Annotated in this window: 22 protein-coding genes and 2 pseudogenes; 6 read left to right on the top strand and 18 right to left on the bottom strand. The window is 64.1% G+C overall.

From position 1 onward, the window contains the following. Together BMW72_RS18980 and BMW72_RS09620 are read right to left on the bottom strand one after the other, a co-directional pair. Nucleotides 1-306 (bottom strand): annotated as a pseudogene (locus tag BMW72_RS18980) (hypothetical protein); the annotation flags it as partial. Between the two features lie 155 nt (nucleotides 307-461). After that, nucleotides 462-2,312: a phosphoenolpyruvate carboxykinase (GTP) gene (locus BMW72_RS09620; protein WP_092109957.1), complete on the bottom strand. Its 1,851-nt coding sequence runs from the start codon at nucleotides 2,310-2,312 to the stop codon at nucleotides 462-464. Between the two features lie 179 nt (nucleotides 2,313-2,491). Here BMW72_RS09620 and BMW72_RS09615 point away from each other — a divergent pair, with 179 nt between their 5' ends. From BMW72_RS09615 to BMW72_RS09605, 3 genes are all read left to right on the top strand, one after another. Beyond that, entirely contained in the window at nucleotides 2,492-3,934 is a 1,443-nt protein-coding gene (locus BMW72_RS09615; RefSeq protein WP_092109955.1) for a helix-turn-helix domain-containing protein, read from the top strand. A gap of 144 nt (nucleotides 3,935-4,078) precedes the next feature. Beyond that, entirely contained in the window at nucleotides 4,079-5,062 is a 984-nt protein-coding gene (locus BMW72_RS09610) for a nitrilase-related carbon-nitrogen hydrolase (RefSeq protein WP_092109953.1), read from the top strand. Further along, nucleotides 5,059-6,087, top strand: a complete 1,029-nt coding sequence (locus BMW72_RS09605) for an agmatine deiminase family protein (RefSeq protein WP_092109951.1) — start codon at nucleotides 5,059-5,061, stop codon at nucleotides 6,085-6,087. The genes BMW72_RS09610 and BMW72_RS09605 overlap by 4 nt, the downstream gene beginning before the upstream one ends. Nucleotides 6,088-6,091: 4 nt before the next feature. On the opposite strand, the gene BMW72_RS09600 is transcribed toward BMW72_RS09605, so the two are convergent. The 10 genes and pseudogenes from BMW72_RS09600 to BMW72_RS09560 all read right to left on the bottom strand — a co-directional run bounded on the left by BMW72_RS09600 (nucleotide 6,092) and on the right by BMW72_RS09560 (nucleotide 15,805). Then, on the bottom strand, nucleotides 6,092-6,391 hold the full coding sequence (locus tag BMW72_RS09600; protein ID WP_092109949.1) for a hypothetical protein: 300 nt from the start codon (nucleotides 6,389-6,391) through the stop codon (nucleotides 6,092-6,094). A 17-nt stretch (nucleotides 6,392-6,408) separates the two neighbouring features. Beyond that, entirely contained in the window at nucleotides 6,409-7,191 is a 783-nt protein-coding gene (locus tag BMW72_RS09595; RefSeq protein ID WP_092109948.1) for a 3-hydroxyacyl-CoA dehydrogenase, read from the bottom strand. Continuing rightward, on the bottom strand, nucleotides 7,191-8,375 hold the full coding sequence (locus BMW72_RS09590) for a thiolase family protein (RefSeq protein WP_092109946.1): 1,185 nt from the start codon (nucleotides 8,373-8,375) through the stop codon (nucleotides 7,191-7,193). Before BMW72_RS09590 ends, BMW72_RS09595 begins: the two co-directional genes overlap by 1 nt. Before the next feature lie 41 nt (nucleotides 8,376-8,416). Then, nucleotides 8,417-9,223, bottom strand: a complete 807-nt coding sequence (locus BMW72_RS09585; RefSeq protein ID WP_092109945.1) for a TrmH family RNA methyltransferase — start codon at nucleotides 9,221-9,223, stop codon at nucleotides 8,417-8,419. A gap of 421 nt (nucleotides 9,224-9,644) precedes the next feature. After that, nucleotides 9,645-10,265: a DUF4397 domain-containing protein gene (locus BMW72_RS19690; RefSeq protein WP_422386296.1), complete on the bottom strand. Its 621-nt coding sequence runs from the start codon at nucleotides 10,263-10,265 to the stop codon at nucleotides 9,645-9,647. A 213-nt stretch (nucleotides 10,266-10,478) separates the two neighbouring features. Further along, a pseudogene (locus tag BMW72_RS19685) lies at nucleotides 10,479-10,955 on the bottom strand (DUF4397 domain-containing protein); the annotation flags it as partial. 98 nt (nucleotides 10,956-11,053) lie between these two features. Next, a complete protein-coding gene (locus BMW72_RS09575; protein WP_422386294.1) occupies nucleotides 11,054-11,479 on the bottom strand; it encodes an anti-sigma factor domain-containing protein in 426 nt (141 codons plus the stop codon). Between the two features lie 375 nt (nucleotides 11,480-11,854). Beyond that, complete coding sequence (locus tag BMW72_RS09570; RefSeq protein ID WP_241983801.1) at nucleotides 11,855-12,409, bottom strand: RNA polymerase sigma factor; 555 nt, start codon at nucleotides 12,407-12,409, stop codon at nucleotides 11,855-11,857. A gap of 276 nt (nucleotides 12,410-12,685) precedes the next feature. Next, the gene (locus tag BMW72_RS09565; RefSeq protein WP_092109937.1) at nucleotides 12,686-14,167 is read right to left on the bottom strand and encodes an NAD-dependent succinate-semialdehyde dehydrogenase; all 1,482 of its coding nucleotides are present in this window, start codon (nucleotides 14,165-14,167) and stop codon (nucleotides 12,686-12,688) included. Nucleotides 14,168-14,335: 168 nt separating this feature from the next. Further along, nucleotides 14,336-15,805 carry an MFS transporter gene (locus BMW72_RS09560; RefSeq protein ID WP_338419433.1) on the bottom strand — a complete coding sequence of 490 codons (1,470 nt, stop codon included), beginning with the start codon at nucleotides 15,803-15,805 and terminating at the stop codon, nucleotides 14,336-14,338. A 138-nt stretch (nucleotides 15,806-15,943) separates the two neighbouring features. On the opposite strand from BMW72_RS09560, the gene BMW72_RS09555 reads away from it, so the two are divergent. Beyond that, nucleotides 15,944-16,822 carry a helix-turn-helix transcriptional regulator gene (locus BMW72_RS09555; RefSeq protein WP_092109933.1) on the top strand — a complete coding sequence of 293 codons (879 nt, stop codon included), beginning with the start codon at nucleotides 15,944-15,946 and terminating at the stop codon, nucleotides 16,820-16,822. A 96-nt stretch (nucleotides 16,823-16,918) separates the two neighbouring features. On the opposite strand, the gene BMW72_RS09550 is transcribed toward BMW72_RS09555, so the two are convergent. The 6 genes from BMW72_RS09550 to BMW72_RS09525 form a co-directional block, all read right to left on the bottom strand. After that, on the bottom strand, nucleotides 16,919-18,076 hold the full coding sequence (locus BMW72_RS09550; protein WP_092109983.1) for an acyltransferase family protein: 1,158 nt from the start codon (nucleotides 18,074-18,076) through the stop codon (nucleotides 16,919-16,921). Nucleotides 18,077-18,081: 5 nt separating this feature from the next. Next, complete coding sequence (locus tag BMW72_RS09545) at nucleotides 18,082-19,785, bottom strand: FAD-binding oxidoreductase (protein ID WP_092109931.1); 1,704 nt, start codon at nucleotides 19,783-19,785, stop codon at nucleotides 18,082-18,084. 44 nt (nucleotides 19,786-19,829) lie between these two features. Next, on the bottom strand, nucleotides 19,830-21,095 hold the full coding sequence (locus BMW72_RS09540) for a VCBS repeat-containing protein (RefSeq protein ID WP_092109929.1): 1,266 nt from the start codon (nucleotides 21,093-21,095) through the stop codon (nucleotides 19,830-19,832). 27 nt (nucleotides 21,096-21,122) lie between these two features. Next, a complete protein-coding gene (locus BMW72_RS09535) occupies nucleotides 21,123-22,343 on the bottom strand; it encodes an MFS transporter (RefSeq protein ID WP_092109927.1) in 1,221 nt (406 codons plus the stop codon). A 91-nt stretch (nucleotides 22,344-22,434) separates the two neighbouring features. Further along, nucleotides 22,435-23,601, bottom strand: a complete 1,167-nt coding sequence (gene wecB, locus BMW72_RS09530; protein WP_092109925.1) for a non-hydrolyzing UDP-N-acetylglucosamine 2-epimerase — start codon at nucleotides 23,599-23,601, stop codon at nucleotides 22,435-22,437. Between the two features lie 56 nt (nucleotides 23,602-23,657). Next, nucleotides 23,658-24,488 (bottom strand): hypothetical protein, encoded by an 831-nt coding sequence (locus tag BMW72_RS09525; RefSeq protein ID WP_092109923.1) that lies wholly within the window; start codon nucleotides 24,486-24,488, stop codon nucleotides 23,658-23,660. 68 nt (nucleotides 24,489-24,556) lie between these two features. Here BMW72_RS09525 and BMW72_RS09520 point away from each other — a divergent pair, with 68 nt between their 5' ends. After that, a complete protein-coding gene (locus tag BMW72_RS09520; RefSeq protein ID WP_092109921.1) occupies nucleotides 24,557-25,399 on the top strand; it encodes an alpha/beta hydrolase in 843 nt (280 codons plus the stop codon). Then, on the top strand, nucleotides 25,392-25,940 hold the full coding sequence (locus BMW72_RS09515) for a hypothetical protein (protein WP_092109919.1): 549 nt from the start codon (nucleotides 25,392-25,394) through the stop codon (nucleotides 25,938-25,940). Before BMW72_RS09520 ends, BMW72_RS09515 begins: the two co-directional genes overlap by 8 nt. Nucleotides 25,941-26,234 lie beyond the last annotated feature (294 nt).

Raw genomic sequence — 26,234 nt, 5'->3', positions numbered from 1 at the left:
TTTACGGATCCCTTTGTCCCAGTCGACGGCAGTCCTGATATCGACATCGGCCAAAGCGGCCGCCTCACGGCGGGGAGTGCCAGCCGCGCGGAGCTCACGGAACATCTCACGCCCAGGGTGCGGTTTCGGCCCTCGAATCCCAACGCTGCGCGCCCAACGGTAGCCAGTGCCGCGGTTGATGCCCAGCTCAGCCGAGGCAGAAGTCACGTCACCAAGTCGCTCCAGCAGAGCCAGAAAAGACGCCTTGTCCGCGCACGGATTCTGTTCGTCGGTCGAGGGCTCATTGGTCGGGTTTAACGTGGTCATACAAACTCCCAAGAGTCTGGGTGTTGCAACGACCAGTAGAACCCAAGTAGAACATGGGCCCGTTTTCCGGGACCGGGCCCGGAAAGCACTGCACGACCGATGGGGACACGACAAGGCCCCGTCACCTGCGTGACGGGGCCTTGTCACTCGGGAAATTAGTTCTTGAGGTGGTAACGCACGCTCGCGAGCTCAGCGCGCAGTGCCGGCGGCACCTTCTCGCCGAACTTGTCGAAGTATTCCTCGGTGAGGTCACACTCGGCGAGCCAGCTGGTCTGGTCGATCGCGAACAGCTGGTCCACGGCCTCCTTCGACAGGTCGAGACCGTCGAGGTTCAGACCGTTCTCGGCCGGGAGCAGCCCGATCGGGGTGTCGACGGCGTCGGCGGTGCCCTCGATGCGACGGATCATCCACTCGAGAACCCGCGAGTTCTCACCGAATCCGGGCCAGATGAAGTCACCGTCGGGGCCCTTGCGGAACCAGTTCACCTGGAAGATGGCCGGGGCGTTGGTGCCGAGCTCCTTGCCGACCTTGAGCCAGTGACCCCAGTAGTCGGCCATGTTGTAACCGCAGAAGGGCAGCATCGCGAACGGGTCGCGACGCAGCTCGCCGACGATGCCGTCAGCGGCCGCGGTCTTCTCAGACGAGATGGTGGCGCCCATGAACACGCCGTGCTTCCAACTGCGCGCCTGAGCGACCAGCGGAACGTTGGTCGCCCGACGGCCACCGAACACGATGGCGTCGATCGGCACGCCGCCGGCAGCTTCCCAGTCGTCGGCGATCGACGGGCACTGGGCGGCTGCCACGGTGAAGCGGGAGTTCGGGTGGGCGGCGGTACGGCCGGAGTTGGGAGTCCAGTCCTTGCCCTGCCAGTCGATCAGGTGCTCGGGAGCCTTGTCGGTGAGGCCTTCCCACCAGACGTCTCCGTCGTCGCGCAGGGCCACGTTGGTGAAGATGGTGTTGCCCCACATGGTGGAGACGGCGGTGGGGTTGGTGGTTTCACCGGTTCCGGGAGCGACTCCGAAGAAGCCGGCCTCGGGATTGATCGCCCAGAGACGGCCGTCTTCACCCTGGCGCAGCCAGGCGATGTCGTCGCCGATGGTCTCGACCTTCCAGCCGGGGATGGTCGGGCGCAGCATCGACAGGTTCGTCTTGCCACACGCCGACGGGAACGCGGCGGCCACGTGGAATACGCCGCCTTCCGGGGAGATCAGCTTGATGAGCAGCATGTGCTCGGCGAGCCACCCCTCGTCCCGGCCCATCACCGACGCGATACGCAGGGCGAAGGACTTCTTGGAGAGCAGGGCGTTGCCGCCGTAGCCGGAACCGTAGGACCAGACCTCGCGGGTGTCGGGGAACTGCACGATGTACTTGTCATCGTTGCACGGCCATTCCACGTCGGGGCGGGTGATGCCCGACGCGTCGACGAGCGGGTAACCGACGCTGTGCACGGTGTGCACCCACGGGTCGCCGGCCTCGATCATCGTCAGCACGGTCTCACCCATGCGTGTCATGATGCCCATGTTGAGTACGACGTAGGGGGAATCGGTGATCTCGACGCCGAGCTGCGAGATGGGGCCGCCGAGCGGGCCCATCGAGAACGGCACGATGTACATGGTGCGGCCGCGCATGCTGCCGGCGAAGACGCCGCGCAGTTCCGCGCGCATGGCGGAGGGTTCGGCCCAGTTGTTGGTGGGGCCGGCATCCGCTTCATCGGTGGAGCAGATGAAGGTGCGGCCCTCGACGCGGGCAACGTCTTTCGGGTCGGTGCGGGCGAGGAAGCTGTTGGGGCGCCATTCCGGGTTGAGCCGGATGAGCTGGCCGGAGGCGACGAGCAATTTGGAAAGCTCGTTGGCCTCGCGCTTCGAGCCGTCGCACCAGACGATGGCGTCGGGTTCGGTCAGGCGGGCGATCTCATCGACCCACGCCTGCAGGTTCGGGTCGGTGCTGCCCGTACGGGGCGGGAACGCGTCCCCGTTGGTCTGGAGGGAAGAGTTGGTGAGGGTCATATTCTGGCCTTTCCGTATTGCTCGGGTAGGTGCAAATTTATGGAACGTCGGGCTGCATTGCTTTCTTGACGTTGCGTACGACCATAATTTTGGCCACAAATCAAGGATGGCCCCATCTGGGACATAGAACCGACGAAATTGCCAGTTAAAAACCGTTGTTTTTTAGATATTGTTAAGGAATGTCGACTCAAGCCTCCGATCTGGTCACCCTGGGCCATCGAATCCGCCACTTTCGCAGCGAGCGGGGTCTCACCCTCGACCAACTTGGCGAGCGCGTCAGCCTGGCGGGCAGCCAGCTGTCACTGATCGAGAACGGCCGCCGCGAACCGAAACTCTCAACCCTGCAGGACCTCGCGACCGCCCTGTCGGTGGACCTGGCCGAACTGCTGCGCCGCGAAGCCCCCAACAACCGGGCGGCGCTCGAGATCGAACTGGACCGGGCGCAGAAGAATCCGCTCTACGGGGCGCTCGGCCTGCCCGTCGTGAAGGTGACCAAGGGGATGCCGCTGCCCGCAATCGAATCGCTGCTTGGCTTGCACCGTGAGCTGTCCCGCCGCGCCAGCGAGGCCATCGCCACCCCGGAGGAGGCCCGTCGGGCCAATACCGAATTGCGGGAACGGATGCGCGCGCAGGGCAACTACATTCCCGAAATCGAGGAACTCGTCGAGGAACGGGTGCGGGCGAGTGGGCACATCTCGGGCGCCCTCACCCACCGAGAAGTGAGCGTCATGGCTGATCAGCTCGGTTTCAGCCTGATCTATGTGAATGACCTGCCCAACTCCACCCGGTCGGTCACCGACCTCGCCAACGGCCGCATCTACCTGCCGCCGGCCTCGATTCCCGGCGGGCACGGCCTGCGATCGATGGCGTTGCAGGCGATGGGCCACCGCCTGCTCGGGCACGAACGGCCCGGCAGCTACGCCGAGTTTCTGTGGCAGCGGCTCGAGATCAACTATTTCGCGGCCGCGTGCCTGATGCCGCGCGAGGCATCCGTCGCTTTTCTGTCCAACGCGAAGCAGGAACGCGAGCTGTCGGTCGAGGATTTTCGGGACACCTTCGGTGTGACCCACGAAGCGGCCGCGCTGCGGCTGACCAACCTCGCCACGAGTCACCTCGACATGACCCTGCACTTTCTGCGGGTCAACGGCGACGGCGCACTGCAAAAGGGCTACGAGAACGACGACCTGCCGTTTCCGGTGGATGTCACCGGATCGATCGAGGGCCAATACGTCTGCAAGCAGTGGAGCGCGCGCAGCGCTTTCACCCACACCAATCGCACCACGGAGTACTACCAGTACACCGACACCCCGGCCGGCACGTTCTGGTCGGCCACTCAGACCGGGTCAACGGATGCCGGCGAATTCTCGATCAGCGTCGGCGTTCCGTTCGCGCAGGCGAAGTGGTTTCGGGGGCGGGAGACCACCCAGCGCACCGTGTCACGCTGCCCGGACGAATCCTGCTGCCGCCGCCCGAACTCGGATGCGGCAGCGCGCTGGGCCGGACGGGCCTGGCCGAGTGCCCGGTTGCACGCCCACGTGCTGTCGCCGTTGCCGTCTGGCACCTTTCCGGGGGTTGACGACTCCGAGGTGTATGCCTTTCTGGAGGCGCACGCAGCCGAGTAGCTCGCTGACGCTTTCGTTTGCTGCGCGCGCCCGCCGCCGCTGCCCGCGCGCGTGGCAGGCCAGCCGCGTGAGCAGGTTTCGGCCGCGCGAATGCCCCCACTGCCTATAGTGGGGGTCCGGGTTGTGCAATACGAGGAGAACACTATGCGCCTGATCCAGGCACCAGCCAGCCCAGCCTCCCCCACCCGGGTGCGCCAGCCCGATCGCGGCCCCCTGCGCGTCGGCCTCGTGCAGCATCGCTGGCACGGCAACGACGCGACGCTTCGCGCCGAGTTGGCCGAGGGCATCCTTTTGGCGGCCGAGGCCGGCGCGCGCATCGTCTTTCTGCCGGAGCTGACCCTCAGCAGATACCCCGGAAACGTGCGCGCCACCGGTACACCGAAAGCGGATGCCGAGCCGCTCCGGGACGGCCCGACCTTCGCCTTCGCGGCCGCCCAGGCCCGGCAGCACGAGGTAATCGTGCACGCGTCACTGTTCGAACAGCCCGCTGAAACCGACGAACCGAACGACCCGCGCGGCTACAACACGGCCATTCTGGTGTCGCCGAGCGGTGATCTGCTCGGCCGCACCCGCAAGACGCATATCCCGGTCACCGCCGGCTACTACGAAGACACCTACTTTCGGCCTGGTGCGGCCGACGACGCCTACCCGGTCTACGAGGTGGCAGGCGCCCGCCTCGGCCTGCCCACCTGCTGGGACGAATGGTTTCCCGAAGTCTCCCGGCTGTACGGTCTCGGCGGCGCCGAGATTCTCGCCTACCCCACCGCGATCGGGTCGGAACCGTTGTTTCCCGACTTCGACACCCAGCCGATCTGGCAACAGGTCATCGTGGCCAACGGCATCACAAGCGGCCTGTTCATGGTCGTGCCGAACCGGCACGGTCACGAGGGCGACCTCACGTTCTACGGCTCGTCGTTCATCTCCGACCCGTTCGGACGCGTGCTCGTGCAAGCGCCGCGCGGCGAGTCCGTGGCGCTCGTGGCCGATCTCGACCTGGCGCAGCGCGAAGAGTGGCTCAGCCTGTTCCCGTTCCTGGCCACCCGCCGGCCCGACAGCTACGGCCGGCTGACGGCGGCGGTCGACCCGGCGCATCCGTTCGGCGCGGCCGACACCGGGGCGACGGCATGACCTGGCGCATGCCGGCCGAGACGGCGCCGCAAGACCGCGTCTGGATGGCGTTTCCGGCCGGCGGTTACACCCTGGGCGACACCGCGGCCGAGGCCGACGAGGCCCGCCGCACGTGGGCCGCCGTCGCGCACGCGATCGTCGACTTCGAGCCGGTGACCATGGTCGTCGACCCGTCGGCCCAAGCCGACGCGACGCGCTACCTGTCGGCCGCCATCGAGATACTCGAGGCTCCGCTCAACGACAGCTGGATGCGCGACATCGGCCCGAGCTTCGTGCACGACGCAGACGGCCGCCTCGGCGCCGTCGACTGGACCTTCAACGGCTGGGGCGACCAGGAGTGGGCCAGCTGGGACCTCGACGCCTCGATCGGCCGGTTCGTTGCGGAGGCCGCCGGTGCAGCCGTTGTCGGGTCGTCGCTCGTGAACGAGGGCGGCGGAATCCACGTCGACGGCGAGGGCACCGTGCTGGCGACAACGAGCGTGCAACTCGACCCCGCACGCAACCCCGGCGCCACGCACGCCTCTGTCGAGGCCGAACTACGGCGCACGATCGGCGCCGAGCACGTGGTCTGGCTGCCGCGCGGCCTCACCCGCGACCACACCCGCTTCGGTACCCGCGGGCACATTGACATGGTCGCCGCGCTGCCGTCGCCGGGCACAATCCTGCTGCACGCGCAAAACGATCCGGCGCACCCCGACTACCCGCTCACCCGCGAATTGCGCGCCCTGCTGGCCGACGCGCACGATGCGGCCGGGCGCTCATTCACCATCATCGACCTGCCGGCGCCGGCCGTAGTGCGCGACGACGAGGGCTTCGTGGACTACAACTACGTCAATCATCTCGTGGTCAACGGCGGTGTCATTGCCTGCGGTTTCGGCGAGGATCGGGCCGATGCCCAGGCTCGCGACGTGCTGGCCGCCACCTATCCGGGTCGGCGGGTGGTGTCGGTCGAGGCGCGGCCGCTGTTTACGCGCGGCGGCGGCATCCACTGCATCACGCAGCAGCAGCCGTCACAGCGGGCCTAGCCGATTAGGCCCGCGCGGCGACCCGCCGGTTGTGCCAGGTGCGAATGACAATGAACGGAACCAGTACGGCCGCGATGAGCAGCACGAAAGCCCAGGCGCCAATGTCGGGCGTCATGAGGTTGGCTCCCCAGATGACCAGCGCGACGGCTCCGACGTTCAGCAGAACGGATGCCCGCGGCCGGCTGGGCGGGCTGGTGAACAGGGGCAGCGAAGCCGTTGGGTTTGCCCAGGCCACGGACAGAACACCGAAGATGCCGCAGGCGAACCCGGCCAGAACAAGGATCGTACCGAAGATGACTGCCATACCTCGACCCTACAGTCCTACTTCGGCTGCATTCGAATCGCCCCGTCCAGACGGATAGTTTCCCCATTGAGCATGGGATTCTCGACTATATGCCGCACCAGGAATGCGAATTCCTCGGGGTCGCCCAAGCGGGACGGATGCGGCACCTGGCCGCCCAGCGAATCGCGCACCGGCTGCGGCAGGCCCTGCAACATGGGAGTGTCAAAGATTCCGGGCGCAATCGACACCACCCGAATCAGGCTCTGCGCGAATTCGCGGGCGAGCGGCAGGGTCATCGCGGCCACGCCGCCCTTGGACGCGGCGTACGCTGCCTGCCCGATCTGCCCGTCGAACGCGGCGACCGAGGCGGTATTGACGATGACGCCGCGTTCGGCGCCGCCGTGCCGACCCGGGTCACCGCGGGGTTCGGTGCGCTGCATCGCCGCAGCGGCCAGGCGCACGACGTTGAAGGTGCCCACGAGGTTGATGCGTATGGCCCGTTCGAAATCTTCAAGCGGCAGCGGGCCGTCGCGGCCGATCGTGCGGGCGCCGGGCGCAATGCCGGCGCAATTGACCACGATACGCAGCGGCGCCAATGCCACCGCGGCGTCGACGGCGGTTTGCACGTCGCCGGCGCTTGTCACATCGCCGGCCACGTACCGGGCCCGGTCGCCGAGCGCTGCGGCGATCAGCTCGCCGGGAGCGCCCGGCAGGTCGAGGAGCACGACGGAGGCCCCGGCCTCGTGCAGCGTGCGAACGCAGGCCAGGCCGAGGCCGGAGGCGCCTCCGGTAATGAGCGCGGAGCATCCGTCTATGTTCATCAGAGCCTCTCGATCAATGTGGCGTTGGCCATGCCGCCGCCCTCACACATGGCTTGCAGGCCCCACCGGCCGCCGGTCATCTCGAGGTGATTGAGCAGGGTGCCGAGCAGTCGGGTACCCGAGGAACCGAGCGCGTGGCCGAGGGCGATGGCGCCGCCGCGCGGGTTGAGGCAGTCGGGGTCGGCATGCAGCTCGCGCAGCCAGGCCAGCGGCACGCTCGCGAACGCTTCGTTGATCTCGTAGGCGTCGATGTCGTCGATGCCGAGCCCGGCCCGCGAGAGGATGCGCTGGGTCGCCGGAATAACACCGGTCAGCATGAGCAGCGGGTCGCTGCCCACCACGGTGAAGCTGTGAAAACGGGCCCGCGGGTTGAGGCCGAGCTGCGCGGCCCGCCCGGCGCTCATGATCAGGGTGGCCGAGGCGCCGTCGGTCAGCGGTGACGAGTTGCCGGCAGTGACGTGCCAGCCGAGTTTCGGAAACCGGGCTGCGAGGGCGTCGGTGCGAAACGCGGGGCGCAGGCCGGCGAGTGAGGCATGCGAGGTGCCGGCGCGGATGGTCTCGTCCTCACTCACGACGGTGCCGTCCGTTCGGGTGACGGCCACGATTTCGCCACCGAAGTCGTCGCGGTCGGCCGCCGCCGCGGCGAGCCGGTGCGAGCGGGCCGCATAGTTGTCGAGAGCGTCGCGGCCGAGGTTCCATTTCTGGTTAATGAGTTCGGCGGAGACGCCCTGGTTGACGAGGCCGTCGGGGTAGCGCTCGTGCATGAGGGTGCCGAATGGGTCCTGGGTGCCGGTCGATGACCCGAGCGGCACCCGACTCATCGACTCGACGCCGCACGCGATAACCACGTCGGCGCTGCCGCTCATCACGGCCTGGGCGGCGAAGGCGGTGGCCTGCTGGCTGGAGCCGCACTGCCGATCGATCGTGGTGCCGGGAACGGTGTCCGGGAATCCGGCGCTCAGCAGGGCGGTACGCGTCACGTTGTTGCTCTGCTCGCCGACCTGGCTGACGCAGCCGCCGATCACGTCGTCAACGAGCGCCGGATCGAGGTTGTTGCGGCTGACCAGTTCGCGCAGCACGGTGGCCAGCAGGTCGGCCGGATGGATGCCGTCGAGGGCTCCGCCAGGCTTACCGCGGCCCGACGGGGTGCGCAGAACGTCGATGATGACAGCTTCATTGCTCATGACCCCAGCCTAGGCCCGCGGGGTCGGGGTGTCAGAAAGCGCTACCCGGACAGCGCCCACATCGCGACGGCACTCGCCGCGGCAACGTTGAGCGAGTCGATGCCGTGCTTCATCGGAATCTGCACCACACTGTCCGACGCGGCGAGCGCCTCCGGAGTGAGCCCCTCACCCTCGGCGCCGAGCAAAAGGGCCAGGCGCTCATGCCGGGTGCCGTCGAAGTCGCGCAGGCTGACCGCGTCGGGCGTTAGAGCGAGGGCGGCCACCTGGAATCCGTGCCGGGTGAGCAGGGCGCGGGTCTCGGTCCAGTCGCCGACCCGGGTCCACGGCACCTGCAGCACGGTCCCCATCGACACCCGGATGGCCCGGCGGTAGAACGGGTCGGAGCAGCGCGGCGTGATCAGGATCGCATCCGCTCCGATGGCGCCGGCCGAGCGAAAAATGGCGCCGACATTGGTAGGGTCGGCCACGTTTTCAAGGATGACGATGCGGCTGGCACCGGCCAGCAGGGCGTCCGCGTCGGGCAGCTCTGGCCGGTTCATTGAGGCGATGAGGCCGCGGTGCAGAATGTAGCCGGTGAGGTCGGCCAGCAGCTCGCCGGGACCGACGAACACCGGCACTGCGGCCGCGTAATCGCCGAGCACCGCGAGCGCCTCATCGGCGGTATTGCCGAGAGCGAGCACCGACCGCGGAATATGACCGGCGCGCAGGGCCCGCTCCAGCACGAGGGCCGATTCGGCGATGTACAGCCCGTGTTCGGTGCCGCGGGCCTTCTTGAGGGCCACATCGGTGAGGTGGGCGTAGTCGACCAGTCGGGCATCGCTCAGGTCGTCGATCGCGATCAGGGGCATCCGCAAAGTCTAGCCAGCGCCCCGCCGCCTGCCTCCCGCGCGTCCCCCTGCCTCCCCCGCGTCCCCCGGCCTCCCCCGGCTCCCCCGGCTCCCCCGGCTCAGTGTGGGGGCTAATTCAGGAAAACTTCCGGCGCCGGCAGCCGCCGCGCCCGGAAACACGCGGCACGGCGGATGCACACAGCGGGATTTCCTGAATTAGCCACTGGAGCGGGCGGGTAAACACAGACCCGAACGGCTCTAGCGGCCGAGTGTGGGTCGTGTCACGAACTCCGTCATCCGGCCCATCGGGGGCCAATTCAGGAAAACTGGCGGCGCCGGCATCCGACACGCCCGGAAACACCCGGCACGACAGATGCACCCAGCTGGATTTCCTGAATTAGTCCCCGGCGAGTGTCATGTGACCCGACTTCGGGGGCTGAAGCTACCGGGTGGGCACCGTCTGCACGGCCAGCGCCAGGGTTCCGTCGGCAAGGCTGCCCCAGGCATACACGATCGTGTTGGTGCTCGCGGCGATGGCCACGTCGGCCGGGCCGATGAGCGCCGCCGTGGTACCGGCAGCGGCAACCGCGGCCGAGATGGTACCGACCGGCAGCACGAGCACGGACTCGTTCGGGTTGGTCAGGCCGGTGATGGCCGGCACGCCGTCAGCGAGCACGTCAACGGCCGGCGCTGCTGCCACGTGGCGCACCGTCAGGCGGCCCTGCCCGTCGCCGGGTGCCGACGTGTCGTTCGTGAACAAGGCGGCGGTCGGAGCTCCCGCCTCGCTCAGGTGGGCCACCGCGGTGTAGTTCAGGCCGGACGCGACCGCGAGGTCGACCGGACCGATCACGGGGGCGCTCGCGTCGGCGGCATCCGCTGCGGTGATGGCGAGGGAATAGCTGCCGGCCGGAATGCGGAACGTCTTCGTGAGGGTGCCGGGTTCAAAGTCGTTGATGACCAACGTGCCGTCGACGTACACGTCGACCATGACGCCCGGAATGGCGTGCAGCACCGAAACGGATGCCGGCGCAGCGGCCCGCGTGCGCACCGTCTGCACGAACAGGGCGAGGTTGCCGTCGGCGAGGCTGCCCCAGGCGTAGACGACCGTGTTGGTGCGCGGTGCGATCGTGACGTCGGCCGGGCCGAGCAACGGCGCGGTGGTTCCGGCGGCGGCCACAACGGCGCTGATCGTACCGACCGGCAGGTCGAGCACCGCCTCCGACGGGTTGGTCAGGCCGGCGACGGCGCCGGCGCCGTTCGCGAGAACGTCGACGGCGGGTGCCGCCGCTACGTGACGCACCGTGAGGCGGCCCTGCCCTGCAGCCAGCGGCGTGGTGTCATCGTTGAACAGGGTGGCGGTGGGCACGCCGGCGTCGGTGAGGTGGGCGACGGCCGTGAAGCTGCGCCCGGCCGTGACGGTCACGGTGGCCCCGCCGTTCAGGGCGATGCTCGCCGTCGGGGATCCGTTGGCGCTACCGCCGATCTCGAGGGGGTTGGAAGCCGAGATGTCGACGGTGTGGGTGCCGGCCGCGATTTTCAGCGGGCCGAGCAGGGTGCCCGGCTCGAAGTCGTCGATGACGACGCGGCCGTCGATCGAGATGTCGAGGGTCAGGCCGGGAATGGCGTGCAGCACGGACACCGACGCGGTACCCGGCGCAGCGGATGCCGCGGGTACGGCCGCCTGCGCCGGCGCGAGCCCGGCGAGAGCGATGAGGAGACCGGCGGATACTCCGACGGCGATGGACTTGCGCATTGCTACCTCCATGGGTCGTTACGGAAGGCCGCTTTGCCTCCCTCGGTAACAACTTCCCCGGCCTGGCGGGTTACGGATGCACCGTCCGGAAATATTTGTCAGGTATCCGGGTGCAGTTCGCCGCGCACGATGGAGTCACCGGAGTGCGCCGGGTCGCCGTCGGCGGGTTCGGCCGACACGTCCACGAGGGGGTACTGGGCCAGATCGACGGACGCGGGGAGGGCGAAGCGGCCGGTGGAGCCGTCGAGGAATCCGATGCTGACCAGGCCGGACGCATCCGCTTTCAACAGCCAGACCTCGCGCAGGCTCGTGTCGGCCGGCGCATCGAGGTCGACGACGACGACGCGACGGCCGTCGGGAGTCTGCTCGACCCGGGCCGATCCGCTTGCGGTCCACCCGGGCAGGGCGTCGAGGGCAGCTTCGGCCACGATCTGCTCCCGGGGCACGCCTCCGGTCGTGGTCGCGACGCCGATGGCAATGCCGCCGAGCAGCCCGACCACGCCGGCGGCTGCCGCGATGGACACCCAGCGTCGGCGGGGCCGGGACGACAGGCCGCCCGCGACTGGCTCCAGGCCGTCGATAGCGGATGCCTGCGGCCGGGTTGCGGCATCCGTCTCGGTCGGGGTGGGGGCGCTGGGCGCACGGCCTCGCTCAGTCCGAGTGCTGCGTGGATGCCGGCCCAGACTCCCCCGGGCGGCGTGAGCAATCGTTCAGGCCCGGCCGCGCGGCCGAGGTACACGACGTTTCGCAGTGCGCGGTATTCCTCGGTGCACGCAGCACAGGAGTCGAGGTGGGTGCACTCCCGGGCGCTCGCGCCCTGTTCGGCCAGCGCCAGCAGGTGCAGATCGTCGGCTCCGATGTGGGCACCGTCAATGTGCGCGACCTCGAGGTGGGCGGCCTCAGTAGGAGTCATCAGACACCTCCAGTCGGGTGCGCAGGCGGGTCAGGCTGCGCCGCATGTGGCTCTTGACCGTGCCCAGCGGCAGACCGAGGTTGTCGGCGATCTGCACCTGGGTGAGGTCGTCGAAGAGGGCCAGGCGCATCACCTGACGCGGTACCGGCTCGAGCCGGTCGATTTCGTCGCCGACCAGCACCCGATTGACCACGCTGATGCTGTCGTCAACATGCTGGGTCGGAATGGTCGCCGCGAGCGCTTGCTCCAGCCGCCGCCGTCGGCTTCGCGCTTCATGGGTGTCGGCAATCACGTGCCGGGTGATGCCAATCAGCCACGCCGGCAGCTGGGAGCGGCCCGAATCGAACCCGGCACGACCGCGCCACGCCGCAATGAACACTTTCTGGGTGACGTCTTCAGCATCGGCCGCGTTGGCGAGCGAGCGCACCGCGATCGTGAAGACCAGCGGACCCCAGCGCGCGTAGGCCGCAGCCAGGGCGCGCTCGTCACCCTCCCGAAAGGCGCCGGCCAGCGCCGCGTCATCGTCGGTGAATGCACTCACGTGGGGGTGGGTCCTTCGGGCCGAAACACGAACCGGGCAGGGTGGCGGCGTCCACACCCCTCGAGTGTTTACCTCCGCGCGCACCAGCATAGTGAGTTTCCTTCGACTCGGTGGCGGGTTCCCGCCCGCGAAAGGCCACAGCACAAACCCGACGTCGCCTGCCGTGACCTCCGAGCGCGAACCACTTACCTGTTAGTTCTCCCGTCGACAGCGAAACGGATGCACCCGGCCGCGATTCACCGCGCGGTCACGGACCAACTCCCTCTGTCGTGTTGGCTAGGACACCGGCGTGAGCGTGTACTTCGTCGAGAGATATTCCTGGATGCCCTCGAGCCCGCCCTCGCGGCCCAGGCCGGACTGCTTGACGCCGCCGAACGGGGCGGCTGCATTGGAGACGACGCCCGTATTCAGGCCCATCATGCCGGTCTGCAGTTTCTCGATCATGCGCTGGCCGCGCGCGAGGTCGGTCGTGAACACATAGCTGATCAGGCCGAACTCGGTGTCGTTGGCGAGGCGGACGGCATCCGCTTCGTCGGAGAAGGTGCTGATTGCGAGCACCGGTCCGAAGATCTCGTCGCGCAGGATGTCGCTGCCCGGCCTGACGTCGGTGAGTACGGTCGGCGCGTAGAAGGTGCCCTCGCGCTCGATCGCGTTGCCGCCGGTGAGCAGGGTCGCGCCGCGGGAAACCGCGTCTTGTACGAGGGAATCCGCCTTGGCGACGGCTTTGCCGTCGATCAGCGGGCCGATGGTGATGCCGGCTTCGGTGCCGCGCCCAATCTGGAATGCCTCGACCTTTTCGGTGACGCGGCGGGCGAACTCCACGGCGACGGACTCGTGCACGATGAAGCGGTTGGCCGCGGTGCAGGCCTGGCCGATGTTGCGGAATTTGGCGATGATGGCACCGTCGACGGCCTTGTCGAGGTCGGCGTCGGCGAAGACGACGAACGGGGCGTTGCCGCCGAGTTCCATCGAGGTGCGCAGCACGTTCTCGGCGGAGAGCTTGATGAGCGACTTGCCGACTGCGGTCGACCCGGTGAAGCTGAGCTTGCGGAGGCGGGGGTCGGCGATGATCGGTTCGGAGACCGCACCGGACTGCGATGTCGTGATGACGTTGACGACGCCGGCAGGCAGGCCGGCCTCTTCGAGCAGGGCCACGAAGTGCAGTGTGGTCAGCGGGGTGAGCGCGGCAGGTTTGACGACGACGGTGCAGCCGGCGGCGAGCGCGGGGGCGATCTTGCGGGTCGCCATGGCGAGCGGAAAGTTCCACGGGGTGATCAGAAAGCAGGGGCCGACCGGGTGTTGGGTGACGATCATGCGACCGGTACCCTCGGGGTTGGCACCGTAGCGGCCGCTGATGCGCACGGCTTCTTCACTGAACCAGCGCAGGAATTCGCCGCCGTAGGCGACCTCACCGAGCGCCTCGGGTAGCGGTTTGCCCATTTCAATGGTCATGAGCAGGGCGAATTCCTGCTTGCGTTCCTGCAGCAGGTCGAAGGCTCGGCGCAGAATTTCGCCTCGCACGCGGGCTGGGGTCGCGGCCCAGTCGGCTTGCGCTGCGTCGGCGGCGTCGAGGGCGGCAGCGCCGTCCGCCACGGTCGCGTCGGCGATGGTCTTAATGACCTTTCCGGTGGCCGGATCGGTGACATCGAGGGTGCGGCCGCCGGTTGCGGCAATCCATTGGCCATTGATGTAAAGCTGGCCGGGCACTCGAGCGAGCAACTCGGATTCGTGCGTGCGCGCGTCGGTAATTACTGTCATTGCATCTCCCATGCTTATGTCTGCCCGTCGATCTGACGGTAATAGCCTATCTGCGCCCACCGACACGGTCGCTGGACGCGCATGTTTCTTGGCTTCGACGAGTGTGGGGCGAGGAACCGGTCTACATCTCACCTCATGGTGTCGTTCGACATAACCGGGTCTATCGACTCAGGCGTCGTTTCGTGCGGGAGATTTGAGGAATGCGGCCACGGCGAGGGCGGTGATGAGGCATAGTCCGGCATTGACCAGAATGGCAGTGGAGACTCCGTCGAGCACCGTCAGGGATGTTTCGGCCCCCAGCCGGTGAACCCGGGCTGCGACGATGGCACTCATAATCGGAATACCCATTGTGATGCCGATTTGCTGGCTCATGGTCGCCAACCCCGTAGCCAAACCTTGTTCGTGATCCGACAAACCCGATGTCGCGGTGACCATAAAACCGACGATTGCCACAAGGTTCGCCACCCCTCCCACGAAGGTGGCGATGAGCAGCAGGATGATGGACTCGCCATTGGTCCCGAGCAACACCAGCGATCCGGTGGCAGCGGCCTGCACGGTGAAACCGACGATGATGGTCTTCTTGGTGCCCCACCGACCGATGAGGCGGGGCCCGACGATGCCGCCGAGAACCGTTCCCAGCCCCAGAACGGCGAAGGACAACCCGGCACCAAGGGGAGTGTAGCCAAGGGTCTTTTGCAGATAGAGGGTCAACAGGAAAACCAGGGATGTTTCGGTGACGAAGGCCAGAGCCCCGGCGATGTTTCCCCAAGCAATGGTGCTGCGTCGCAGAATAGCCACTGGAACGAGGGGGTGAGCTGTATTGCGTTCAACGAACCAGAAAACGACGAGCAGGAGCGCGCCAAAGAGGAGTGGTCCCAGCGTCATCGGGTGGACCCATGAGGTTTCCGCTGCTGAGGACAGGCCGTAAACGATGGCGAGCAGACCAAGGGTGACCGTGATAGCACCGGGCACGTCCAGTCTCGTTTTCTGCGCAGGACGGGATTCAGCCAGGATGGCCGGTGCAAGCATGACGACGGCTATCGCTATAGGTACGTTGATAAAGAATGCCCAACGCCAAGACAATAGATCGGTCAATACGCCGCCGAGGATGGCACCCGTGGTGAACCCGGCTGCCATCAGGGCGCCATTGAGTCCCAGCGCTTTCTCGCGAAGTTTCCCTTCAGGGAAGGATGTAGTCAGCAGGGACAACGCTGCGGGTACGACGGCTGCGGTTGCCAGTCCCTGAGCGACCCGGGCAATGAGCAACAGCGCCGGTGTGGTGGCGAGTCCGCCTACCAGGGAAGCGATCCCGAGCACGGCCATCCCGAGGATGAATAGCCGACGCCGGCCGAACAGGTCCGCGACCCGGCCGAAGAGCAGAGTGAACCCGGCCGCGCACAACGCAAACGCGGTGATGATCCACTGCAGGGTGTCCAGCCCAAAGCCGATCTCAGATCCGATTACGGGTAGCGCAACGTTGAGGATGGAAAAATCGACGGCGAGGGTGAAACTTGCCGTCAGCAGAAGAACGAGGATCAGTCGTTGCTTGCCGGTCATTGTTGCTGATGACGTGGCCGGGGGTGAAACTGTTCCCGGCGGTATTGATGGCGTCTCCTGGACGTCATTGGTGCTGGCCATGGCGGTGGTCCTTCCGTAAGCCCGAAACGGGATGTGTACCCTCAGCCTGCGATCTTCGCTCAAGCACAACCAGACCGTGCTGTGGGTAGCACTGGCGGGGTTAGGCAGGTGCAGTCCCGATAAGCCAGACTTAAGAGCATGAGTAGCCCCACAGAACTTGGTGAGTTCCTGCGTAACCGACGGTCCGGACTGCAGCCAGAAGATGTTGGTTTGCGCAACTATGGCGTGCGGAGAGTACCTGGGCTGCGTCGGGAGGAACTGGCCATGCTCGCGGGGGTCAGCAACACCTACTACACCCGACTCGAGCAGGGTCTAAGCAGCAACGCGTCCGAATCAGTCCTCGAAGCCATCGCCCGCGCGCTCGACCTTGACGATGCAGAACGCGCCCACCTGATGGACCTCGCGAAGCCGGTGAAAACGAAGCGTCGTGCGAACGTGAAGCCTGATCATGCGCGTCCGGGAACCCTGCGCCTCATCGAATCGATGTCAACCACTCCAGCGGTGGTGTTAGGTCGTCGCAGTGAAGTACTCGCTTGGAATGCCCTTGGACACAAACTCGTTGCGTCGCAGCTGGCCTTTGACAGTCCGTCCTGCTTGGCGGAGCGTCCCAACATGACGCACATGTTGTTCCTGGATGCTCATACTCGCGAGCTGTATGAGCGGTGGACCGAAGAAGCCAACCGCGCCGTCGCTTCGTTACGGCTGCTGACCGGTCGTTTCTCCGACGACCAGGAGCTGACTGCCCTGGTCGGTGAATTGACCATGAAGAGTCCGGAATTTGCCTCGATCTGGTCGAAGCATCCGGTGGAGAACTGCATATCTGGCTTGAAGTATTTCAGGCACCCGTTTGTCGGCTCCCTGGAGCTGAACTTCGAGGTTTTGTCCTCTCCAGATGACTCGGGCCACCGGATCCTGCTCTATACGGCTGATCCGGGCTCACCCAGCTCCGAAGCGCTGCAGCTGTTGACCTCCGCGAACACCGTCGGCCAGTTCGACCACGACTGGGCACGTCCGTAAGAACCGCCACCGGGATAAGAGAAGAGGGTGGCCCCACGCAATCCGTGGAGCCCCCTCCGTGAGGGCGAGGATCTTTCTCCAGGTTTGATCGGGGAGTCACGCCGCCGGTTCTTTCCGTCTGGGGCGGGCCCACCTGTCCATAGCCGGTTTTTCCACCAGCGCGTAGAGAGCCCATCCGCCCAAGATCGCTGCGATGAGAAACCCGACGATCATCAGGAAAGCAACCGGCGTCGGATAGGTCGCGTTTCCCATGAGAATGCGTCCGTAGAAGATAACGATTCCCTGGCAGAGGTAGAACCCAAAGGATATGTTTCCGAGCCACAACATGATGCGGCTTCCCAGAAACCGATTTGCACCGCGCATATCGGCGGTAGCAACGGTGCAGATCAAAGCAGAAATTGGAATGATCATCGCGACATTGAACGACCACACGAAAGGTACAGTCAGGGCAATACCGTAGCCCGCCGCGCAGAGGATCAGTGCCTGATAGGTCTTCATCGGGATCCAGCGTCCCGACAGAACGATAAGAGCCAGAATTGATCCGAGGACGAATTCGAAAAGCCGAGTCGGCGGAAAAATGTAACCAAACCAGAATTGTGTCGCGGAAACCGGAGTCAGTGCCGAAACCGGCGTATCCGGGATTAGGTATAGCGTGATGAGCTGCACGACGACCATGCACAGGCCCATCACTCCCGCCCACCCCCAGAGCCAGTTCCGGGGAATTTGCCGCAGGAGGTGCATGATGAACGGGAAGAGCAGATAGAAAAGCAGTTCGCTGCACAGCGTCCACGCTGGGGGATTGACCGCGACGTACACGGATTCGTCCGGCGAGTAGGAGTTCACCAGAAAGAAGCTGGTGATGGATGCCACCGGGCTGGTGATCGCCGCTGCGAACAGCACCATAGACAGCACCCACATTACGATGTGGTTGGGAAAGATCTTCACTATCCGGCGACGCCAGAAGCTGACCAGCCGCTCCCCTGGTTTCGACGCCCAGGCCAGGACGAAGCCGCTGAGCACGAAGAAGAACGACACTCCCACGTATCCGGTCTTGTTGAAGGCCGCCTCCAGGGTTCCTCCCAGCTGTACATCCTGGAAAGGGTTGACAGCGTTGTTTGGTGGGATGGGAGAGTTGAACAGCGTGATGTGGAAGAAGAAAACGAGCAGCGCGGCAAAGAAACGCAGCCCCGTCAGCGACGGCAATTTGCTGCGAACGGACACCTCGACCCGATCTGGGGTCAACGTCGTCGGCATAGTCATCACTGGACCGACTCACTGTTCGCGGGTTCGCGGGGAAGTTCGATACTCAGTTTGTGACGAAAGAAATCAGTCGGGTCCCAGGCAAGCTTGGCCTTTTGCAGACGAGGATAGTTGTCCTTGAAATACAGCTGCTGCCAGCCGATGCCGGAACGGTTATGCGCTCTTTCTGCAACGTCGGTGTCCGGATAATTGATGTAACAACCATCCGTGTCTTCGCCGGGGACGGGAACTCCCCCGGTTGCGGCGAACATCCCCTCGAAGGTTTCGCGCTCCCACCCCAGGTAGTAGGCGTCATCCTTGGCATCGGACCAGAACGTCTGCAAGCATAATTTGTAAGCGGAGCGGCGCTGTGCGTTGGCTGTTGAATGCTGTTCGACAGCGTTGACCTGGCCACCGAAGGAGAACAGCACCATCATCGTGTTCGGGTTAGCGAAACCAGGTTTAGTCATTTGTCCGTACAGGACGCCGATCTGGGCTGCAGAAAAGCGCTTGTTCATGTAGGCAGACTTGTGGGCTCCACGGCTTGTTGGATTGGTGATTGTGGGGTTGTCCGTTCCGACCAACCGAGTTGCTTGCAACCACGGAATGTCCTGCGGGGTGAAGAAGGCGGGAACGGCCGGTATCTCGCCGTTGGCGGTGGTCACCGGGGCAGGTTCGATGGCCACTCCTTCGAGAATGGATGCGATGTAGTCGTTTAGAATCCTGCGCGCCTGCGGGGCGGCGGCGTCAACCTGGGTGAACATCCCCAGACTTCCATGAGCCTTATGACTAACGTTGAAGAGGCTGCTCAGATTGGACTCCGCCGTGCCGGGGCCGCTGTGTTTCTCATGCCAGGCACCGAAGTTGGTGATGAGGCGGGCAAATTTTCGTTCATCCAACTGGTTCCAAGGCAAGCTGATCGCACTGACCAGGACCCTCGACGGAGCAGCGATGAGTTGATTCTTCGGCTCGGTTCCACTAGCGCCGGGTGATCGAAACCAGTATTTCGTGATGAGGCCGAAGTTACCACCCCCGCCACCGGTGTGGGCCCACCACAGGTCTTGCTTTTCGCCTGCGTCATCCCGGGTCGCAACTACGGTTCGGACCTTTCGGTCGGACGTGACGGTGACGACTTCGACCGCGTAAAGGTGATCTACCGTCAGCCCGTGGGCGCGGGAAAGTAGTCCGTATCCTCCCCCAGCGATGTGTCCGCCAATGCCGACGCTGTAGCAGATACCACCGGGAATCGTTACTCCCCAGTTCTTGTAGAGGGTTTCGTAGACGTTCATGATGCGCGCACCGGGCTCGATGGCGAAAGCGCGCATCTTCGGATCGTAATAGACAGCGGTCATGGGTGACAGATCCAAGATGACTCCGACGTCGGGGTTGCAAACGAAGTCGGCAAAGCAGTGGCCTCCGCTGCGGACCGACACCCGTTTCTTTTGGGATAGAGCATCCTGTAGGGCTGCTGCGGCATCCTCCGTGGTCGTGATCAGCCTGACGTAGTCGGGGTTCGCCACGAAGCGCTGATTGTTCCCCGTCATGAGATCGGCATATCTGCGGTCTTCTGGTTTGACGATGGATCCGGCTGGGACGACCGGCCCTGACCCGAAACCTGAATCGGAGCTGAAGCCCGTCGGCGACGTCCCCAGCGCTGCTGCAGGTGCCACTCCGTGCGCAGCCAGGAGCAGCGTTCCCGCCACCGTACCGGCGGAGCCAGTCATGAACAGACGTCGATTCACTGGGGAGTCTCTTTTTCGTGTCATGACTATTCCAACCTTCGTTTCTCGTGCGGCGTGAGGTTATGGTGCAGGGTGATCTGCGCTTTTGGCGCAACGAAGTAGTGCTCGACCGAGTAGGAAATGGTGGCAAAGTCCTGTATTCCGCGACCCGTAAAGTCACCGGCTACGATGCGAGCCACTGATTCGCCGGACACCCGCCACTTGAGAAACAGACCTCTGGCTGCGTCGACCGCCTTGTAGTAAATGGCCCCCTGCCACGGGTTCGGCCCGCGCAATCCGACAAGGAATTCGTCATCGCCGTCCCCATCAAAGTCGCCACACATAACCGTGTGACCAGGCCCCTCACCGCTGTCGTTCGGGTCGCCGTAAATGTCCAGGACATGCCTCGTCCACCTCGCCTGTTCGCCCGTCTCGGGTGTGGCATCGCGCACATACACGGCGACGGTATTTCCGTGAAAGGGTTCCACTGCGGCGACGTACGCCAGCGGGTCCTCGCCCAATCGGCCGCCGTCCAGGTCACCGCTTCCCTTGAACGTGGTTTGTTCGAACTGGGACTCCTCGCCGGTACCAATGTGCTCCCAGGTCCACGCACGAGCCGCCTCGTCAAAATAGAGCCAGTTAACCCCTTCATCCGAAGCCATCAGGATGGAATCAAGATTTGACCCCGGAACAATATTCTCTTTCCGTGCAACACCGTGAATCATGCGAAAATCGCGGTTCGTGATGACTTCCATCGGCCATTCCGTAGCGTTCCTGACGTCATCGGGCTGGGTAAAGATGACCACCGGGAGAACGGCGTGGACACCTTCCACTGCGACGATGGGGAAGCCGATGATTTGCATCACATCGGTGCGGGTGAAGTGCCCCACCCGCAAACGGTGCATACCGGTGGCGCGCCCAACGTAGTGACGCACCCACTGATCCGTGGTTTCTGCGGCGTTCCCCGGGTTTTCAAGCCAGTCGATCTTGCCGCCCTCCGGGTCTGCATGGTGAATCGTTCCGCCGGGACCATACAGCTGGTAGCAGACCGCAAGATCGGAGACCCCGTTGCCGGTGATATCCCCGAAATCCATGCCTACTGGTTCCTTGATCTTGTCCACCACCAGGCGCTTCTGCCAGCCCGGATTTTGATACCAATAGATTTCTCCGAGCGACAGTCCGTAGCCGACGAGATCGGGCTTGCCGGTCCCTGTTATGTCTGGAGCTTCGAGCCAGTATCCGTCCCGAAGGAAGTCGGTGACAGTTTCGGAGCCGAAGCTTGGTTCGGCGATTGCCAGAGAGTGTAAGGGCATGTGTATTCCTTTTCGATGACGGTGGAGTCAGTGTCGAATGGACAGATTTTTGGGAAGTGGCAGGGTTTCAGCGTGGGCACTGGTCGTGGCGCGACGGTTTTGCCTGCCCTCAAGCCGCGACGAGAGGAGCATCGTGACCACTGCCGCGCCCGCGAGGGCTGCTCCGACCCAACTCGGTGAGGTGTAGCCGAGTCCCGCTGCGATTGTCAGACCGCCCAGGTGGGCTCCGATCGCGTTGCCCAGGTTGAAGGCCGAGATATTCACACCGGAGGCGAGAGTCGGGGCCTCGGCAGCGAAGTGCAAAACACGCATCTGCATGCCCGGCACGGCTGCGAATCCGACGCCCCCGAGTAGGAACAGAGTGACAATGCTGGCCCACTGGTTGTGTGCGGTCAGCGTAAAAGCGGCGAGGATGACGGTGAGCGCGACGAGTAGGCCGATCAAAGTGCGATTAAGATTGTGGTCGGCCGCCCGGCCCCCGATGAGGTTGCCGACGAAGAGCCCGACGCCGAAGACCACGAGAAGCCAGCTGACCATTCCAGGCTGGAATCCCGCGACTTCGATCATCATTGGGGCGATGTACGTGAAGGCGCCGAACATTGCTCCGAAGCCGAAAATGGTGACCAGAACCGACAGCCATACCTGAGCATTCTTAAAGGCGCGCAACTCGCTTATCAGCCCAATTCGCGGACTGCTCGAGTCAACCTCCTTCGGCACAAAGAGCACCAGGCCGATCAGGGTGACGACCCCGATCGCGGAGATTGCCCAGAATGTTGTTCGCCACCCCGTTGACTGGCCCAAAAATGTTCCCAGCGGGACACCCAGAACGTTTGCCGTGGTTAGGCCGGCAAACATGACCGCAATGGCCCGGGCCTTTCGGTCCGGAGTAACGAGCTGGGAGGCCAACACGGCCCCGATTCCGAAGAACGCACCGTGACAGAGCGCGGCGATGATGCGGCCGGCCATCATGAGTGAATAGTCGATTGAAATGGCCGAGATGAAGTTTCCCGCGATGAAAAGGCACATCAGACCGACGAGTACCGTTTTGCGGTTCATCCGTGCCGTCGCCGCAGTCAGGATGACACCACCCACGGCCACGCTCAAGGCGTATATCGAGACCAAGTACCCGGCGACGGGAATACTGACGTTGAAGTCTGCTGCTACCTCGGGGAGCAGACCGAGTATGACAAATTCGGTCAACCCAATGCCGAATCCGCCGGCGGCAAGAGCTAAGAGGCCAAGAGGCATATCACAAGGTTCCTTTTAGGGAGTATGAACAGTCGCGCCGGGGAGTCTGTCTTCACGTCACTCTGCGCGACGGCGCCTGCACGCGAGACCACTATGCCGCGATGCCAACACGTTCTGCCCCGGGGACGAAAGGCGTGACCGCCGGCCCCATTCCGAAGAAATGAGCGACCGCGGCAATGGTGCGCTGGGTCGCACGGCCATCTCCGTATGGGTTTATGGCCGTGGCCATTTCCCGGTACACAACCTCGTCGTGAAGGAGCCGCATCACTTCGGCAACGATCACAGGCCGAGAACGACCAACCAGTTTCGAGCTGCCCGTCAGGATGGACTCGTGTCGTTCGGTGATGTCCCTCAGCACAAGCGTCGGTTTTCCCAGCGCAGGGCCCTCCTCCTCCGCGCCGGAGCTGTCCGAAAGGATGATGTCGCTGCGGACTAGCAGCCTGCAGAAGCTCAGGTATGGGAGCGGATCCACGAGGGTAACGTTTTCCAGCCCGGAAAGGACAGGAATCATAACGCCACGCACCAGCGGGTTCAGGTGCAGCGGGACAACGATCCGTACCTGGTCATTCTGGGCGATGTCGAAGAGGGCTCCAGCGATCTCCGCCATCGGCTGCCCCTGGGACTCACGGCGGTGGGTCGTGGCAACGATAACCTTCCGTGGATCCTGATCCAGGTCTTCCAAGGCTGGGTCACCGTAGCCTGCAAGATTGTTCATGCCCCATTCCAGGGCGTCGACGATGGTGTTACCGGTGACGACAATACAGCTTTCCCGGATTCCCTCACGAATAAGGTTGGCGCTGTTTCCGGGCGTGGGGGCCAGATGAAGTGAGGCGATCTGTGCAACCAGCTTCCGGTTGGCTTCCTCAGGATAGGGAGACTCGTTGTTTCCGCTACGCAGACCCGCTTCCACGTGGATGATCGGCACCTGGTTGTGCAGGCCAGCCAGGGCTCCGGCGAGAGTGGAGGCGGTGTCACCATGAACCATGACCGCATCCATGTCCCCCAAGTAGTCGCCGTCGCAAATGCCGGCCAGGATCCGGTGCGTAACCTGGCTGAGGGTCTGCTTGTCTCGCATGATCCTCAGCTCGACGTCCGGTTTGATACCGAATTCGTGCATCGTTGAATCCAGCATTTCGCGGTGCTGACCGGTTGAAATCAGAACCGGTCTGAACCGGCTGTCTTCCTGTAGGGCTTTGATGATCGGGGCGAATTTCACGGCCTCTGGCCGGGTACCAAAAACAAGTCCAATGGTTTTCATAACGCTCCCTGAGAGATCTTGATGGCTGATGTGTCGACACAATCGTCCGTGACGGTTTAATTCCGGTGGTATTCGATGGCCAGCCAGACACAGTCCGTGTCGGCTCGGTACTGGTGCCAGGGGTATTGGAACGCCCCCTCGGCCTCCCGGCAGAATGGAGTTGGGTTTGTATTTCCGGGGCTAAGCAGTTGGTCTTCGTACACGGTTTTTGCTTCGTTCTCCATGAACTTCTGCATGCGTCCGTATCCGTGTATCTGGGTGTGGACCTCAATGAAATCGTGTTCGTTATGGATCCCGCAGTCCGTGCCTTTCGGACTGAACCACAGGTTGGCCCGAACACCAAAGGTCGTCGATCCCCGTGAATCGCCCAGCTGCCCCGGGATCAGATTGCTATCGAACTCGACATATCCAAGTTCGTCCTGCGCGGACTTCAGTAACACTGGGGCATCAGGAGAGTCCCCGTAAAAGTTTGCCCAGCCCAGAGCGGCGATGCCGCTTTCGTCGACGCCGGTCTCTCCTAATTGCAGGACGATGAGCTTCTCCCCGGTGACCTTTCCCTGACGAAGAATCGTTGATGAGAGTGGGGGCAACGGACTGATCTGTGATCCCTCGATATAGGCCGCACTCGGGGCAGCGTTCACGATGATGGACGAATTGTGGAGGATTACTCCCACCGCGTCATCGAGCAGCTGCGCCTTGATCAACGTGCTGCTGAAATTTAGTATTGTGGATTCATCGATTTCATTCACATCCTCCAAGTCATTGAGACAGTAGGGATGCAAGCGCCACTTGTCGGCGCAATCTACAGCCCAAAGAGAAGTGGCTACCCGCATCGGATAACCACTCTGGCCCAACGCCACCAGCTTGGGGGATAGACCCTCTGACATCCATACCCTGTCAGGGATAGGCACGGCAGGGGCAGGCGACAACATGCGAACCTGAGCATGATGAAGGGATGAACACCGGATCAACGACCATGCGCAACGTCCGATGGGCTAAGTCCAGCGTGATGGCGGACGATGGCCATCGCATTCCGCTGAGGATCTATGAGACCGAGACGGCCGTTCGGAAAACCCTGGTTTGGGCCCACGGCGGTAGCTGGATCCGCGGTTCGCTCAACGACTGGCATGCTGCCTGTTTGTCCGTGGCCGCCCTGTGCGGGATGCGTGTTGTCAGCGTCGGGTATCGATTAGCCCCTGAATGGACCCACCCAACCGCCCTTCACGACCTTCTCGCTGCACTCGATTGGGCATCGTCGCTCCTCGATGATCCAGGGACCCAGCTATTCGTGGGCGGCGACAGCGCGGGCGGTACGCTCGCTGCATCCGCTTCTCTGTGGTGCCGAGATCATGGCAAGCCGCTGGCGGGGCAGGTATTGGCCTATCCGCCGCTGGACCCTGACTGCCGGGCTCCCTCGTACTTTAAACTCAGACCAGGATTTCCTGATCGTGTACAGCTCCAACAGTCATGGGCCCTGTATCGCGGAGCAGCGAAGCTGCCGGACGAGGAACGGTACCTCACCCCGCTGAATGTCGCCGACCTCTCCGGCGTGTGTGCCACCGCAATTCTCACCGGAAGTCTTGACCCGGTCGCAGACGACGTGCGGATCTACGCCGGCGAACTACGGCGGGCAGGAGTCCATGCGACGCTCCGCATCGACCCCACCGTTGGTCACGGCGACTTCCTTGCTCTGAGCGGAATGCGACCAAACCCCGTGCACGCATGGATTGCTTCCACACTGAAAACCGGATTCGACTCAACCAAAGACACCGAAAATCGGAGACACCAGAATGAATGAGAAAATCCACATTTCCCCCTCCGGAACCGGCTACGTTTCGGCCTTGCTCCGGCACTTCGCGGACCTGCGCGACGGAACCCACGGCGATGCTGTCAGCCGTTCCGAAAAAGAACATCTGTTCAGGAATACGGTCGCGCTCCTGGACCGACAGAGCCGATGCGCATTGCACGAGGTGAACGCAACACTACTGCTGGGCTCGGGCACGATCACCACCACCACCACGATCCGCACCCCAGACGGCGGGCTCAGCTGCTGCTGGATGCTCACCTGGCCCGGGCAATCGGCGGCAGGTATTCCGCCGATCACCCTTGAGGCGTACTACGGCCGCGGATTCCACCACCCGCATCTTCGAGGCGGAACAGTTCGGGACTGGCCCCTGAACGTGTTTACGCCGGAACAGGCTGCCGAGGAGCTTCCGACACTGCGGGCCATCGTGGCAGCCGAACTTCACAACCTCGTCTTTCTGGCCGATTTCAGCATTGTCCCCGCAACAGCAGCCAGGAACGACCGTGCGCACGAGGCCTTGAACCGGAAGTCATGAGGCTCTCCATCCCGGACCAGTCCTCGGTCGGTAGCACTTCAATAGACGATAGTTTCCGGCACACCGGCCCAGGTCCGGTGCCGATGGGAATTCCTCGCAGAACGCAACGTTGTTGACGAGCTAGTGACCAATAGTCCGATAGCTGCTTGGACAGACCGTTTGACGTCTTACAGTCTGCTCGCTGCAGAGTTTCACCGCCGTTTCCTCTGACCGTCCCAATGTCACCGATGAGAATCATTACCTTGGAGGCCGGGGCGGCGGCTCAGCGGACGGGACACAGCGGCGAATTCTGAC

The sequence above is a fragment of the Cryobacterium luteum genome (assembly GCF_900110125.1).
GTDB classification, from domain to species: Bacteria; Actinomycetota; Actinomycetes; order Actinomycetales; family Microbacteriaceae; genus Cryobacterium; species Cryobacterium luteum.
Note: the sequence above shows the minus strand (reverse complement) of the source record. Positions and strands in the feature narration are given on the sequence as shown.

Excerpts from the sequence above, each read along its gene's own strand:
- BMW72_RS09590 (WP_092109946.1), bottom strand. The coding sequence starts at position 8,375 with ATGAGCAATGAAGCTGTCATCATCGACGTTCTGCGCACCCCGTCGGGC.
- wecB (WP_092109925.1), bottom strand. The coding sequence starts at position 23,601 with ATGAAAACCATTGGACTTGTTTTTGGTACCCGGCCAGAGGCCGTGAAA.
- BMW72_RS09555 (WP_092109933.1), top strand. The coding sequence starts at position 15,944 with ATGAGTAGCCCCACAGAACTTGGTGAGTTCCTGCGTAACCGACGGTCC.
- BMW72_RS09545 (WP_092109931.1), bottom strand. The coding sequence starts at position 19,785 with ATGACTGGCTCCGCCGGTACGGTGGCGGGAACGCTGCTCCTGGCTGCG.
- BMW72_RS09540 (WP_092109929.1), bottom strand. The coding sequence starts at position 21,095 with ATGCCCTTACACTCTCTGGCAATCGCCGAACCAAGCTTCGGCTCCGAA.
- BMW72_RS09600 (WP_092109949.1), bottom strand. The coding sequence starts at position 6,391 with ATGGCAGTCATCTTCGGTACGATCCTTGTTCTGGCCGGGTTCGCCTGC.
- BMW72_RS09560 (WP_338419433.1), bottom strand. The coding sequence starts at position 15,805 with ATGGCCAGCACCAATGACGTCCAGGAGACGCCATCAATACCGCCGGGA.
- BMW72_RS09520 (WP_092109921.1), top strand. The coding sequence starts at position 24,557 with ATGAACACCGGATCAACGACCATGCGCAACGTCCGATGGGCTAAGTCC.
- BMW72_RS09605 (WP_092109951.1), top strand. The coding sequence starts at position 5,059 with ATGACCTGGCGCATGCCGGCCGAGACGGCGCCGCAAGACCGCGTCTGG.
- BMW72_RS09565 (WP_092109937.1), bottom strand. The coding sequence starts at position 14,167 with ATGACAGTAATTACCGACGCGCGCACGCACGAATCCGAGTTGCTCGCT.
- BMW72_RS09620 (WP_092109957.1), bottom strand. The coding sequence starts at position 2,312 with ATGACCCTCACCAACTCTTCCCTCCAGACCAACGGGGACGCGTTCCCG.
- BMW72_RS09595 (WP_092109948.1), bottom strand. The coding sequence starts at position 7,191 with ATGAACATAGACGGATGCTCCGCGCTCATTACCGGAGGCGCCTCCGGC.
- BMW72_RS09615 (WP_092109955.1), top strand. The coding sequence starts at position 2,492 with ATGTCGACTCAAGCCTCCGATCTGGTCACCCTGGGCCATCGAATCCGC.
- BMW72_RS09525 (WP_092109923.1), bottom strand. The coding sequence starts at position 24,488 with ATGTCAGAGGGTCTATCCCCCAAGCTGGTGGCGTTGGGCCAGAGTGGT.
- BMW72_RS09550 (WP_092109983.1), bottom strand. The coding sequence starts at position 18,076 with ATGCCGACGACGTTGACCCCAGATCGGGTCGAGGTGTCCGTTCGCAGC.
- BMW72_RS09535 (WP_092109927.1), bottom strand. The coding sequence starts at position 22,343 with ATGCCTCTTGGCCTCTTAGCTCTTGCCGCCGGCGGATTCGGCATTGGG.
- BMW72_RS09585 (WP_092109945.1), bottom strand. The coding sequence starts at position 9,223 with ATGCCCCTGATCGCGATCGACGACCTGAGCGATGCCCGACTGGTCGAC.
- BMW72_RS09515 (WP_092109919.1), top strand. The coding sequence starts at position 25,392 with ATGAATGAGAAAATCCACATTTCCCCCTCCGGAACCGGCTACGTTTCG.
- BMW72_RS09610 (WP_092109953.1), top strand. The coding sequence starts at position 4,079 with ATGCGCCTGATCCAGGCACCAGCCAGCCCAGCCTCCCCCACCCGGGTG.